This window comes from Haemophilus parainfluenzae (assembly GCF_036288925.1).
GTDB lineage: Bacteria > Pseudomonadota > Gammaproteobacteria > Enterobacterales > Pasteurellaceae > Haemophilus_D.
Genome location: NZ_CP127167.1, coordinates 313,344 through 327,033 on the forward strand (window position 1 = coordinate 313,344; position 13,690 = coordinate 327,033).

Here is a 13,690-nt window from a genome sequence, read left to right on the forward strand (position 1 = left end):
GACAAGCCAAATGCAAAGTAAAATTTTAGATATTCACGGCAACCCATTCCGCTTTGAAGAGGATATGCAAACGGAAAGCGAAAGTCGCTTAATGCCGCTGCAATACCATTACAGCGATCACCCAGCCAGTGGACTAACCCCTGCTAAAGCAGCTCGTATTTTACGAGCGGCTGAACAAGGTGATTTAGTCGCACAGGCAGAACTCGCTGAAGATATGGAAGAGAAAGACACTCATATTCTCTCAGAACTCAGTAAACGACGTGGCGCAATCACAGCGGTCGATTGGCAAATCAAGCCCCCACGCAATGCCATGCCGGAAGAACAGCGTGATACTGAAATGTTGCAAGAAATCCTAGAAGATGCCGTATGGTTAGACGATTGCATTTTTGATGCAACAGACGCTATTTTAAAAGGCTTTTCCTGCCAAGAAATTGAGTGGGAACAAGGCTTAGTGGGCGGAATGAAGCTGATTAAAAACGTGCATTGGCGTGATCCAGCGTGGTTTATGACACCGGCTTACCAACGCAACAGCCTACGTTTACGCGATGGCACACTCGAAGGGGCTGAAATGCAACAATTCGGCTGGGTAAAACACGTTTCCCGTGCCAAAACGGGTTATTTAAGCCGCATTGGGCTGGTCCGCACTTTGGTCTGGCCGTTTATCTTTAAAAATTATTCGGTGCGTGATTTTGCCGAATTTTTGGAAATTTACGGCTTACCGCTGCGCTTGGGTAAATACCCAGAGGGCGCAACCGATAAAGAGAAACAAACCTTACTGCGTGCGGTGATGAGTATCGGACACAACGCAGGCGGCATTATTCCGCGTGGTATGGAACTGGAATTTGAAAAAGCAGCAGACGGTTCCGACAGCACCTTTATGGCAATGATTGAATGGGCGGAAAAATCAGCCAGTAAAGCTATTTTAGGCGGCACACTCACCAGCCAAGCAGACGGTGCAACCAGTACCAACGCCTTAGGCAACGTGCATAATGATGTACGGTTAGAAATTCGCAATGCCGATTTAAAACGCCTTGCAGCCACCTTAACCCGTGATTTGGTCTATCCGCTTTATACGCTCAACTGCAAATCGTTCAACGACGCCCGTCGCATTCCACGCTTTGAATTTGACGTGGCAGAAAGCGAAGATTTGAACGCCTTTGCCGATGGCTTAAACAAACTGGTGGATATTGGTTTTAGAATCCCGAAACAATGGGCGCACGATAAATTGCAAGTGCCAATCGCTACTGAAAATGAAGAGGTGTTGGCAAAATCTTTCCAAAATCCGACCGCTTACCTCAATACCAAGTCAGAGGGCAAGATGGCGGTGCTATCGGTGCAACGTGATCTCGAAGAATTGTTAGAGAACCTTGAGCCAAGTGCGGAAGATTACCAAGCCGTTATCGACCCGCTATTGAAACCCGTGGTCGAAGCCTTGCAAAAAGGTGGTTATGAGTATGCCCAAGGAAAAGTAGCTACCCTTTATGCTGAAATGAACGATGAAGAGCTAGAAACCTTGCTTACTCGTGCCATTTTTGTCAGCGACCTATTAGGACGAGCCAATGCCAAACGATAACAACACACCACCCAAGGGCAACGCCATTGATATGGGCTATGTGCTACGCCTAGAACCTGAGCTTGCGGTGGATTATCTGCGAGCCAAAGGTGTGAACATTACTTGGAACTGGCACGAACAGTTAGAAAGTGCGCACGCCCGAGCCTTCACCGTGGCAAAAGCCACCAAAGCGGAAGTGCTAGACACTATTCGTTGGGCAACTGAACAAGCGATCGCCAACGGCACCAGTGAGCGGGAATACATTAAAAACCTTGAGCCGATGTTGAAAGAGTTAGGTTGGTGGGGCAAAGCAATGGACGAAAATGGCAACACGGTGCAACTGGGCAGCCCTCGCCGTTTACGCACGATTTTACGCACCAATAAATCCACCGCCTACCACGCGGCACGCTACGCTCAACAAATGGAAAACGTGGACGAACAGCCCTATTGGCGTTATGTTGCCGTTAATGACAGCCGCACCCGAGCCAGCCATTTAGCCCTGCACGGTAAAATTTATCGTGCTGATGACCCCATTTGGCAGACAATGTACCCGCCGAATGATTGGGGGTGCCGTTGCCGTGTGGAAGCCTTGAGTGAATATGCCGTGCAAAGTCGTGGGCTTAAAATTTCAAGTAGCGATGGCGAAATGGAAACGGAAGAAGCGGTGGTAGGTATTGATAAAGACACAGGCGAAAAAATTCGCACCACGGTCAGCAAAATCAAAACCGACCAAGGAGAAATGAAAGTCGGTGCAGGTTGGAATTACAATGTGGGGTCAGCCGCATTTGGCACGGATATTGCCGTGTTGCGTAAATTGCAACAGGTGAAAAATCGAGAGTTAAGACAGCAGACTATTCAGGCGATTAACAACAGCGAAGCACGCCATAAAGCCTTTTCCGATTGGGTGTTGGCAAATTTGGGCAAGCGAGGGGCAAGTGCAAGATATATGTCGGCAGGGTTAGTCTCTACGGAAATTGCGGAAGCTGTAACAGAAATAACCCAAGGCGGAAAAAATGCAGAATTGGTTTTAGTAATGTCAGAAAAACGTTTGGCTCACGCAAATAGTGATAAACATCACGAAGGCGGTGTCGGACTAACAACTGAAGAGTATGCATCTATTTCTCGCATTGTTGCAAATCCAAGCCTTGTTTTATGGGATACCCTAGAGGGGCATAATAATTTGATTTACATCAATCAAGAACGAACTATTCAGGTAATTGTTGATGTGCCAAATAAACACTCAATTAAACCTAAGGAAAAAGTAGATGCAATCATCAATGCTTATAAAGTTGATATGAACAACGTGAAAAGACAGCTTTCAGGTGGGAATTATGTATTGCTTAAAGGAAAACTGTAAGTGTTATGGTGGGGGTTGAACCCACGATATACATATGCCATTAAAGAATGGGAATGCCGCGTTACCATTTCGCCACATAACACTCACAGTTTTAGTTCCGTTCAATTTACGCCCAAATATCAGGAAAGTCAAATTATATGCATATTGAATATAAATTCGATACCAACGCTATTCAGCAGAAATTTAAAAAGCTAGCGCAGGTGATGGACGGACGAGATATTACCCGCAAAGTAGCAGGCGTATTACGCCAAGAAGCCGAAAAAGCCTTTGACCAAGAAAAAACGCCCGAAGGAGAAAGCTGGGAAAAATTAAACGAAGATTACAAAAAACGCCGAGACGCGGCAGGCTACACCGGCAAAATGTTGCAGGTTACGGGCGATTTGGTGACAAGCCTGAATATCGACTATGGTGACAACTTTGCTGTAATCGGAGCCAGCGAACCCTATGGGCAATATCACCAACAAGGCACAGAGAAAATGCCGGCACGCCCATTCCTTGGCTTAAGCGATGAGGGCGTGAAAGAAATTAAAGCCATTTTAGACCGTGAATTGTCGAAATTAGCCCAAGAATAGGCTAAAATGCTAAATATCGCCACAGAGAGATTTTAAGAGCTGATTAAACTGAATTTATATCATTTTACGTCTCAAAAAATTTAAACGTGCTTAAACGCATTTAAACGGCATTTAAACGCTATTCTAATTTAAACCTTTCTCTAATTTTCCACCGCTGACTTTCAGCGGTTTTATTTTAGGCTGATATATCACAAATCCGCCCATTCCTCCCTTTACCGCAAAATAGCGGTTATGAAAGCAGAAAAAACCTCTTTAGCGGTACTCACCGCCCAACTCACTAGCCCCGATGGTTGGCAGCAACTTCTCCCCAAGGGCGAATTTCGCTCACGGGACGGCTCGCCCGCCGACGTGGCGCATTGGTTTATTGATGAAACCATTGCCAATCAGCTTATCGAAAAAGCCCGTGGGCTTAAGCAAGATTTGCTGGTTGATTACGATCACGAAACCATTCTCAAAGCCAAAAACGGTATTGATGCAGGCAACGTGGTGGCGGCAGGTTGGTTTAATGCCGATGAAATTCAATGGTTCGATGATGACGAACGCCAAGGGCTTTACATTAAGCCACGTTGGACACCGAAAGCCTATCAACAAATCAAAGACGGTGAATTTGCTTTTTTAAGTGCGGTTTTCCCCTATGACGAAAACGGCACGCCTCTTGAACTCCGAATGGCAGCCCTAACCAATGACCCAGGCATTACTGGTATGCAACGGTTAGCCGTGCTTTCGGCAACCCTTAACCCACAGGAGAACGTCAAAATGCCTGAATCCTTACGCAAATTACTGGCAAAACTGGGTGTAGAAATCGCAGAAGGTGTAGAGCTAACCGAAGAGCAAGCCAACACCGCTTTAAATGCCCTTGAAACCTTGCAAACCGACAAAACCAAAGCCGATGGGCAAGTGGCAACTTTAAGTGCAAAAAATACTGAAGTGGATCTTTCCCAATATGTACCAAAAGCGACTTATGACGCGGTAATGAGCCAAGTGGCGGTGTTATCAGCAAAAAACGATGAAGTAGATATCGACAACCACATTTCCAAAGCCCGTAACGAAGGGCGTGCAGTGGAAGCCGAAGTGGACTATTTAAAACAATTCGGCAAACAACAAGGCGTGGCAGCGTTATCAGCAATGTTGGAAAAACGCCCACAAATTGCCGTGCTATCGGCGCAACAAACCCAAACCACCAAGGTGGAAAAGCCCGTTGAAAAAGGCACTGCTGTGTTAAGTGCTGCCGATAAAGAAGCAGCGAAATTATTGGGTATCTCTGAACAAGATTACGCAAAAGAACTGGAGGCGAAATAATGGCAAACGTAACCCCTGATTTAGTCAAAGCCCTGTTTGTCGGTTTTGGCAAAAACTTTAAAGACGGCTTGGCGAAAGCTCCAAGCCAATATACCGAAATCGCCACCGTGGTGAAATCAACCACTGCAAGCAACACTTATGCGTGGCTCGGTCAAATGCCGGGGCTAACAGAATGGATTGGTGATCGTACTCTCACCGCTATTCAAAGCCACGGCTATTCTATCGTCAATAAAAAATGGGCAAACGGTGTAGAAATCCAACGCACCGATATTGAAGACGACAACGTTGGCGTATATAGCCCATTGATTGAAGAATTGGGTCGCTCCGCAGGCGAAAAACCTGATGAGTTGGTCTTTGGTGCTTTAACCTCTGGCTTTAAAACCGCTTGCTACGACGGGCAATACTTCTTCGATACCGACCACCCTGTGGGGGCAAACGTGGACGGCACTAGCCCGAAATCGGTTAGCAATATCACTGATGACAGCACTGGTGTCACCGAAGCGGATGCGTGGTACTTGTTAGACTGCTCACGCAGTTTAAAACCGATTATCTACCAGGAACGCAAAGCCCCAACACCGGCACAGATTACCGATGCTAACGATGAAAAAGTCTTTATGAAAGACGTGTTCACTTACGGCGTGGATTCTCGCTCAAACGTGGGCTATGGCTTCTGGCAAATGGCGCACGCCGTGAAAGGCAAGCTGACTGCAGAAAATCTTTGGAAAGCGATCGAAGCGATGCGTGCGGTGCGTGGTGATGGCGACAAACGCTTGGCAATTCGCCCGACACACATTGTGGTGCCACCTTCGCTTGAGCAAGCTGCGACCAAGTTGCTTGAACGTGAATTACGTGCGGAAGATGGCGTAGCAGTCGATAACGAGTTTAAACGTATGAACCTCAAATTGATTGTGGGCGATTACCTCTAAACTCACCTGTAAGCGGTCGATTTCGACAAAACTTTTGCAAAGTTGACCGCACTTTAACCCTGATTTAAAGAGGATTTAAATGAGATGGATAAAACATTTTGTGTTGTGGTGCAAAACCGCATTAAAGAAGGCTATCGCCGTGCTGGTTTCAGTTTCCACCTTGGGGAGAATTCGCTTGCAACTGTGTCAGCAAGCCAGCTCGCCCAGCTTAAAGCCGACCCACGCTTGGTGGTACAAATCACCGATACAGGCAGTCAAGATGGTGGCGAAGGGTTATCAAACAAGCCTGCGGGTGGTGATGAACAGAAACAACTTCGTACTGATCCACCACCAGCCGATTTAAACAGCTTCACGGTGGAACAACTCAAAGCGCAACTGACAGAACAAGGCATTGCGTTTAAGCAAAGTGCCACTAAAGCGGAATTGATTGCGTTATTTGCTCCTGCCGATGGTGAAAAAAGTGAGGCATAACGATGGTGCTATATGCCAACCGTGAAAGCCTGATTAAGCGTTACACCCTCAAGGTGCTTGAGCAAATCGCTTGGCTACCCGAAGTGCAATCGCTGGACGAAACCAAAGTGCAAGAAGCCTTAGAAGACGCCAGTCAAACCATCGACAGTTATTTGGGCGGTCGTTATATGTTACCACTCAAAACCGTGCCAGCCGTGTTAGAACGCCATTGTTGCTATATCGCTCGATACTTTTTAGAGAAAAATCGCGCTACCGACCAAGCCCGTCAGGACTATGAAGACACACTCCGCTTTTTGGAGAAAGTCGCCAGTGGTGCGATTTCGCTCGGTTTATCCGACGATGATGAAACGGTAGAAAGCGAAAATGGCGCCATGATGGAAAGTGCCGGCAGCGTATGGGGGCGCAATACCTCAAAAGGGTTTATCTAATGAGTATCATTGCCGAAACCAACGAGGCACTACTTGCCAAAATCAAAGCCCTGTGTGGGGATTATCTGCGTGAAGTTGATACTCACCCAGGACAATGGGATGACAGCTCGGTGCGTCGTTTAGTGCGTAATCCGCCTGCCGTTTATGTGGCGTGGTTGGGGCAACAGCCCAACAATAACCCCCACACAGTGACCGCCCGTTGGGGCGTGTTTGTGGTAGCTGAGGTACTCAACGGGCAACGCCGCAATGCCGTCGGTATTTACCAAATCGTCGAAACCCTCACTGCAGGGCTACACAAGCAACGCATTGCGCCCAGCGGTATGTTTGAATTGCAAACGGTGCAAAACCTGTGGTCAGACACCCAAAGCGGAATGGGTGTAGCCGTTTATGGTATGTACTTTAACGCCGTGCAACCTTTGCCGGATATGACAAGCGATGACAATTTGTGTGATTTTAAAATTTATGATCACACCTTCAACCAAGACAAAGATGAACACACGATTGACGGCAAAACCCGCCTCATAGTGGAATTGCCAACGCAATCAGATTAAACAGGGGGCAATATGCCAACATTTAAAATTAAGCCCAAAACAGGGTTGATGATTCGAGACCCAGAGACCTTTGAGTTGTTAAGCGAAAGCGGTGAGGAAAAGCCCAAAATCAGCTACTGGCTCAATCATTTAAAAAATGGTGATGTGGAAATCGTCACTGAAACGGCGAAAGCCAAAACCAATGCAACCAAAACGGAGCAAGCCTAATGTCTATTTCTTTCAATGATATTCCGTCCGATTTGCGTGTACCTTTAACTTACATTGAGTTTGACAACACCACAGCCGTGAGTGGTACCCCCACCGCCTTGCACAAAGTGTTGATGTTAGGCACAAAACTTGCCACAGGCTCAGCTAAAGCTGGTGAAGCGGTGCGCGTGTCAAGTTATGGGCAAGCCAAAACTCTGTTTGGGCGTGGTTCACAACTGGCAGAAATGGTGAAAACCTTTAAAGCCCACAACAGCACGCTAGATTTATGGGTGCTACCGCTTGATGAAGCCTCAAGCGGTGCGAAAGCTACAGGTTCTGTGCAAATTACCGGCACCGCAACTCAAGCTGGCACTTTTAGCCTGATGATTGCAGGTAACAACTACAAAACAGCCGTGACCAGTGGCGATACAGCAGATGTGGTTGCTGGAAAACTGCAAAAATTGATTGCTGCCGACCAAGATGTGCCGGTATTGGCAACCGTTGCCGGCAATACCATTACGCTCACTTGCCGTTTTAAAGGCGAAACCGGCAATGAGATTGATCTGCGCTGCAATTACTACTCAGGCGAAGCCTTCCCTGAAGGATTAAAAGCCACTATCACTGATATGAAAAACGGTGCAGTCAATCCGGATATGTCAGTGGCAATTACTGGTTTAGGCGCAGAATGGTGGAACTACATCATTAACCCGTTCACCGATACCGAAAGCCTGAATTTACTGCGTGCCGACTTGGTAAAGCGCTGGGGACCATTAAAACAAATTGACGGCATCTGCTTTATGGCAAAACGTGGTACACACGCAGAAGTCACCACCTTTGCTGAGCAACGCAATGACTATTTGTTCAGCTTGCTTGCTACCCATAAAGCCCCACAGCCTGCCTATCTTTGGGCAAGTGCTTATGCTGCTGTGGTCGCAGGCTCGCTTGCTGTCGACCCTGCGCGCCCTGTGCAAACCTTGGTGATGGATTTACTGCCACCGAGTATGTCAGACCGCTGGGACTTACCGGAACGTAACACGCTTTTGTATAGCGGTGTTAGCACCTATACGGTCAATGCAGGCAGCCAGCCACAAGTGGAAGCAGCAATCACGATGTATCGTAAAAATGCCTTTGGCGATAACGATGAAAGTTATCTCTATGTGGAAACCATTGCCACCTTGAGTTATTTACGCTACGCCATTCGCAGCCGTATTACCCAGAAATTTCCACGCCATAAATTAGCGAATGACGGCACACGCATTGGACCGGGGCAAGCAATTGTTACGCCAAAAATTATTCGTAATGAACTCTTGGCATTGTTCACTGAGCTAGAATTTGCCGGCTTAGTCGAAGACTTTGAGCAGTTTAACCAAACCCTCTTGGTAGAACGTGATAGCAATAATCCGTGCCGCGTGAATGTGTTATCCAACGAAAACCTGGTTAACCAGTTCCGCATTTATGCACACGCCATTCAATTTATTTTGTAAGGAGTGAGAGATGGCAACACAATTTCAAGGCTCAGCAATTATTCGCCTTAATGGGAAAGAATGGCCGTCCGACAACGACGGTACGCTCACCCCTGGTGGCAAAGAGCGCGAAACCGTCAAAGGTTCGCGTGTCTATGGCTTTTCTGAAAAACCTACTGAAGCAATGGTGGAATGTACGGTGTTTAACTGTGCCGAAACCGATGTGATGGAATTACAACATATCACTAACGCCACAGTGGAGTTTGAAACTGACATTGGTCAAGTTTATTTGCTCCCTGGTGCATGGACGGTAGATGCCGGCACGTTAAGTGCGGACGGCAAAATCAAGCTAAAAATGGCTGCGATTGAATGTAAACGTGTGAAATAAGGAAACCGTAAATGAAAGTAATGTTAGAAACTGGCTTAATGTTTGGTGAAGAACGCCAACTTGAAGTGATTTTGCGCGAACTCACCACCGGTGATTTACTCGATGCTGAAACTGCCGCAGAACGCCTCGTAATGACTGCTGAAGGTGAACCAGTCTTGGTGAAATCGCCAGCCTTGTTTGGTTATGAGATTTTACGCCGTCAAATTGCTTCTATTGGCAAAATCAACGGGCCAATATCATTGCGTGAATTGCGCTCACTCACCCCTGAAGATTTAAACCGCATTAGCCTATTTGTGCAAAACTGGGAAAGTGCAAAAGCCGAACAGGTGGTTTCACGGGGGCGATTGGATGCAGCAGATAGTCAAGCTCGAAAAGACCTGTCTGCTGTTAGCTAAGCATTATCAGTGTAACCCTGCGTGGTTGCTTTCTCAACCTATCTTTAACTTGCCACGCTATATTGGCTACATAGGAGGCAATGATGGCAAATAACTCTACCTCGTTTTTTGTCAATCTAGCGGGCAACGTCTCACAACAAGCGGCACGATTTAGCAATTCGATTGCCAATATGGCAAACAAAAACGTGAGCAGCCTGAACAAGGTAAGTCGTGCTATTTCTGCAGTTTCCAAGGGCTTTAATGGGCTGGGGAACATCACTATCCCTATCATTGGTGTCGGCGCTGCCGCTGGCACGGCAATGGTGGGGAAATCAATGTTGCGCACCGCCGCTGATTTCGAGATGGCAAAAATCCGAATGAAGCAAACCTTTGGTGAGCAAGGCGAAATGGCTGATGCATGGCTTAAAAAGTTTGCCACCGACACCCCTATGGCATTTGCCGACACCCAAGATGCAATGATGCGTCTGAAAACCGCTGGCATTGACCCGATGAACGGTTCATTGCAAGCCCTTGTGGATTATAACGCCAAAGTGGGCGGCGATAAGGCAAACCTAGACGGCTATATCTCGGCCATCAGTAAAGGTTTTATCAAAGGCAAGCTTTCCATGGAAGAAATCAACCCTTTGCTTGAACGTAATGTCAAAGTATTTGAAATCCTTGCCAAGGAAACAGGTGGTAAATACACCGCCGACCAAATGCAAAAAATGTTACAGGAAGGCAAACTAGGGCGTAAAGCTATCCATGCCTTATTGCGAGGTATGGGACGCGATGCTCAAGGGGCAGCCAAGGAACAGATGAAAACCTGGGACGGTTTAGTATCTAACCTTGAAGATACTTGGACGTCGATGCAGGCACGCTTTATGGAACACGGTGCTTTTGATGCCTTGAAAAAGGAACTAGGCGATTTTGTTGAGTGGCTTAACGAAAAAATTGATGATGGCACGCTTGATGATTTTGCGAAAACCGTCAGCGACACGCTGATTGAAGCCCTAAAAAACCTCAAAGAGATGGCAAAAGACGTGAAGCCTGTGTTAGAGAGTATCGGCTCGGTCATGAGCTGGGTCTCTGAAAAGGCTGGCGGTTACGGCAATTTAGCCAAATTTATGGGGGCATTATATGTCGGCAACAAATTCTTGCGCAGCGAAAAAGTGCAAACTGTGGCAGGTTGGGGCTGGTCGGCAGGTAAATGGGGTTATAACAAAATCTTCAACCGTAAAAAAGGCGGCGCAGGTGGTTTGGCTGATGGTGTGGCAGGTGCATTAGGAGCTACCGTAGGCGTTACCCCTGTTTATGTAACCAACTTCCCGATGGGCTTTGGTGGCGGTGGTGGTTATGGTTATGATGTCATCGAAGATGGGCGTGATAAAGATAAGAAAACTAAAAAGAAAAACAAAGCACCAAAACCTAAACGAGGACTTGGTGGCGGGCGTTCCCCTGTTGCGGCAGTGGCGGCTTCTGCAGCTGTTGTGCCTAAGGTTGCAGCACCTGTTACCTCTGCTTCAAGCGGTGTGGTGCGTTCCGTGGGCAATGGCGTGAAATCTTTAGGGCGTGGTGCATCAAAAGCCGTGCCTTACCTAGGAACAGGCTTGGCAGTGGCAGAAGGTGTCACCGTGTTGATGGACGATACCACCAACACCAAAGAGAAATCTGAGGCGATTGGTTCTATCGCAGGTGCCACTGCAGGGGCAATAGTCGGACAAGCCCTGATCCCAATTCCTGTAGTTGGGGCGGCTATAGGCTCTTATGTGGGCGGTTGGCTCGGCGAATGGTTAGGTTCAGAGGTGGGCGAATATCTCTCTGACCCAGAGCCGATTAAAAACGAGCTCAATGGGACAATTAACATTGCTGTGAAAGCCTCTGACCAACTCATTGCTACGGCAACACAAGCCAAAATACAAACCAATCAACAACGGGGTAGCTTAGAAACAGCAGTGCAAATGGGAACATTAGGCATGGGAGGTATGTGGTAATGGCAACCAAAATCAGCGGTAAAGGCAGCTTTCGCGGCGTGCCTTTTCTCATCGAAGAAGAGCAAGGCTTAGACGGCGGTCGCCGTATTGTCTCACACGAATATCCGTTGCGTGATGAGGGGTTAACCGAAGATATGGGCAAACGCCTGCGCCGTTATCAAGTCTCTTGCTTAGTTATCGGTGACGATCATTTAGCACAGGCAGAAAAACTGATTGACGCTCTTGAAGCCAGTGGTGCAGGCACGCTCAAGCACCCTTACTTTGGCACTATTGAGGTGCGGGTGGACGACTACCGTGCGAAAAACTCAACCAACCATCAAAGGGTTACGCGTTTTGACATCAATTTTCTGCCGGCAATCGAAAAAAATGCGCCAGAAATTGCCGAAGATACCGCTTATTCGGTGTTGTCGGAATATCAAGCAACCCTCAACAGCCTATCGGACGAATTTGCCGAAATGGTGCAAGATGTGTCGGGCTTTATCGAATCGATGGTGGATAACCCCTTATTCCGCCTTGCTGATACTACCGCCGCATTTATCGAAAACATCTTTGAGGGCGTGGCAAATACGGTGAGCGGATTAACAGAAGTGAAAGACAAAGCCCTATCCATTAAAAACCGCTTGGGTAGTCTGCTTTTAACGCCAAAAGTGCTGGCATACGAACTGCAACAGCTAACAAGACTGAACGTGCGAAGTGCGGTCAATTCGCAACGACAATTTGTACAACACATTGTGATCACCGATTCCATTAGTTCAGCATTAGGCGATTTAACTGCGACTAAAAACGAAATCAGCAAAAGCACACTGGACGAAATGGTGACAGCCAAAACCAACAATGTGGCTGAAACAGAAATTTTAGCCCGTCAGTTTAAAAACTTACACGAGCAAGAAATTTTTGACGCTTTGATGAATAAAACCACGTTTTTATTAAAACGCTTGGTACTCTCCACCCTTGCAGTGGAATATGGCAAAGCGATTTCTGATGCGGTGACTGAGTCTGTGGCACAGAAAACGGTCACGGAAGAGACAATTGCTACCCTGATTGAATCCAAAGCCGATGTACAGCGTTATATTGCTGAGGTGGACGAACAACTGGAAGCGGTCATTTTAGACAACGCTGATGCAGAACAGTGGACAAGCTACGCCGCCCTCGAGCAGTATCGCTTAACCTTAATGCGAGATTTACAACAGCGCGGTGAACGGCTGGCAAACGCCCGTGAAATCACGCTCAACGACACTTACCCTGCGATTTTGCTCGAATATCAGCATACGGGGAATAGTAAAACGTGGAAACGCTTGGCGCTGCGTAACGGTATTTCGCACCCGCTCTTTTGTTTAGGTGGTACTACCTTGGAGGTTTTACAGTAATGCCAGATAAAAATAACACAGAAACCAATAATAAGATCGAACTCTATCTAAATGGCAAAATTTTATCCGGTTGGAAAAGCCTTAACCTGCAACGCTCGCTGGAATCAATGAGTGGTCGTTTTGATTTAGGCATTGCTGTGCGACCTGAAGATGATATATCAGTGCTTGCCGCAGGTTCGCCACTGGTGCTGAAAATGGGCGGGCAAACCGTGATTACCGGTTACTTGGACGAAATCAAACAACGCGTAAGCGGTAACGACAAAACCATCACCATTAGCGGACGGGATAAAACCTGCGACTTGGTGGATTGTGCCATTATTCACAACAGCTACCAATTCAAAAACCAAACTGCCAAACAGATTGCTGAAGCAATTTGCAAACCTTTTGGCATTAACGTGGTGTGGCAAGTGCAAGCCCCTGAAGCCAATGAACGCATACCTGTGTGGCAAGTGGAACCAGGCGAAACCGCCTTTGATAATTTAAGCAAAATCGCCCGACACAAAGGTGTGTTAGTCACCAGCGACGTGGACGGCAACTTGCTGTTTACTGAACCCAGCACCAAACAAGTCGGCAACTTAACATTAGGTGAAAACCTGCTCGAACTCGAACAAACCGACAGCTGGTTGCAACGCTTTTCACTTTATCGCGTGATTGGCGATGCTGAGCAAGGCGGAGCCAAAGGCGACACTCAAACCAAAAACAAAGCAGCAAAAGGCAAAAAAGGAAAAGAAGAACCTAAAGAATTTGACGGTTTTACGGAGTAAA

The 13,690-nt window shown here is 47.2% G+C and carries 15 protein-coding genes; all 15 read left to right on the forward strand.

All coding sequences use genetic code 11. The features are described from left to right. Positions 1-10: 10 nt before the first annotated feature. The 15 genes from QQS40_RS01610 to QQS40_RS01680 all read left to right on the forward strand — a co-directional run bounded on the left by QQS40_RS01610 (position 11) and on the right by QQS40_RS01680 (position 13,689). Positions 11-1,573: a DUF935 domain-containing protein gene (locus QQS40_RS01610; protein WP_329505724.1), complete on the forward strand. Its 1,563-nt coding sequence runs from the start codon at positions 11-13 to the stop codon at positions 1,571-1,573. Continuing rightward, positions 1,560-2,909: a phage head morphogenesis protein gene (locus QQS40_RS01615; RefSeq protein WP_329505726.1), complete on the forward strand. Its 1,350-nt coding sequence runs from the start codon at positions 1,560-1,562 to the stop codon at positions 2,907-2,909. The genes QQS40_RS01610 and QQS40_RS01615 overlap by 14 nt, the downstream gene beginning before the upstream one ends. A gap of 137 nt (positions 2,910-3,046) precedes the next feature. Further along, entirely contained in the window at positions 3,047-3,481 is a 435-nt protein-coding gene (locus QQS40_RS01620; RefSeq protein ID WP_329505728.1) for a phage virion morphogenesis protein, read from the forward strand. Positions 3,482-3,712: 231 nt separating this feature from the next. Further along, positions 3,713-4,780: a phage protease gene (locus QQS40_RS01625; RefSeq protein WP_329505731.1), complete on the forward strand. Its 1,068-nt coding sequence runs from the start codon at positions 3,713-3,715 to the stop codon at positions 4,778-4,780. After that, positions 4,780-5,706 (forward strand): Mu-like prophage major head subunit gpT family protein, encoded by a 927-nt coding sequence (locus QQS40_RS01630; protein ID WP_329505733.1) that lies wholly within the window; start codon positions 4,780-4,782, stop codon positions 5,704-5,706. The genes QQS40_RS01625 and QQS40_RS01630 overlap by 1 nt, the downstream gene beginning before the upstream one ends. 84 nt (positions 5,707-5,790) lie before the next feature. Further along, positions 5,791-6,177: an HI1506-related protein gene (locus tag QQS40_RS01635; protein ID WP_329505735.1), complete on the forward strand. Its 387-nt coding sequence runs from the start codon at positions 5,791-5,793 to the stop codon at positions 6,175-6,177. 2 nt (positions 6,178-6,179) lie between these two features. After that, complete coding sequence (locus QQS40_RS01640) at positions 6,180-6,605, forward strand: gp436 family protein (protein WP_329505737.1); 426 nt, start codon at positions 6,180-6,182, stop codon at positions 6,603-6,605. Further along, positions 6,605-7,156, forward strand: a complete 552-nt coding sequence (locus QQS40_RS01645; RefSeq protein WP_329505739.1) for a DUF1834 family protein — start codon at positions 6,605-6,607, stop codon at positions 7,154-7,156. Before QQS40_RS01640 ends, QQS40_RS01645 begins: the two co-directional genes overlap by 1 nt. Before the next feature lie 12 nt (positions 7,157-7,168). Continuing rightward, positions 7,169-7,363, forward strand: a complete 195-nt coding sequence (locus tag QQS40_RS01650) for a DUF2635 domain-containing protein (protein WP_329505741.1) — start codon at positions 7,169-7,171, stop codon at positions 7,361-7,363. Then, entirely contained in the window at positions 7,363-8,826 is a 1,464-nt protein-coding gene (locus QQS40_RS01655) for a phage tail sheath subtilisin-like domain-containing protein (protein ID WP_329505743.1), read from the forward strand. Before QQS40_RS01650 ends, QQS40_RS01655 begins: the two co-directional genes overlap by 1 nt. Before the next feature lie 10 nt (positions 8,827-8,836). Beyond that, on the forward strand, positions 8,837-9,193 hold the full coding sequence (locus QQS40_RS01660) for a phage tail tube protein (RefSeq protein ID WP_329505745.1): 357 nt from the start codon (positions 8,837-8,839) through the stop codon (positions 9,191-9,193). 11 nt (positions 9,194-9,204) lie between these two features. Further along, complete coding sequence (locus QQS40_RS01665; protein ID WP_329505747.1) at positions 9,205-9,588, forward strand: phage tail assembly protein; 384 nt, start codon at positions 9,205-9,207, stop codon at positions 9,586-9,588. Between the two features lie 80 nt (positions 9,589-9,668). Beyond that, positions 9,669-11,558 carry a tape measure protein gene (locus QQS40_RS01670; RefSeq protein WP_329505749.1) on the forward strand — a complete coding sequence of 630 codons (1,890 nt, stop codon included), beginning with the start codon at positions 9,669-9,671 and terminating at the stop codon, positions 11,556-11,558. Continuing rightward, on the forward strand, positions 11,558-12,925 hold the full coding sequence (locus QQS40_RS01675) for a DNA circularization protein (RefSeq protein ID WP_329505751.1): 1,368 nt from the start codon (positions 11,558-11,560) through the stop codon (positions 12,923-12,925). The genes QQS40_RS01670 and QQS40_RS01675 overlap by 1 nt, the downstream gene beginning before the upstream one ends. Next, positions 12,925-13,689 (forward strand): phage baseplate assembly protein, encoded by a 765-nt coding sequence (locus QQS40_RS01680; protein ID WP_329505753.1) that lies wholly within the window; start codon positions 12,925-12,927, stop codon positions 13,687-13,689. Before QQS40_RS01675 ends, QQS40_RS01680 begins: the two co-directional genes overlap by 1 nt. Position 13,690 lies beyond the last annotated feature (1 nt).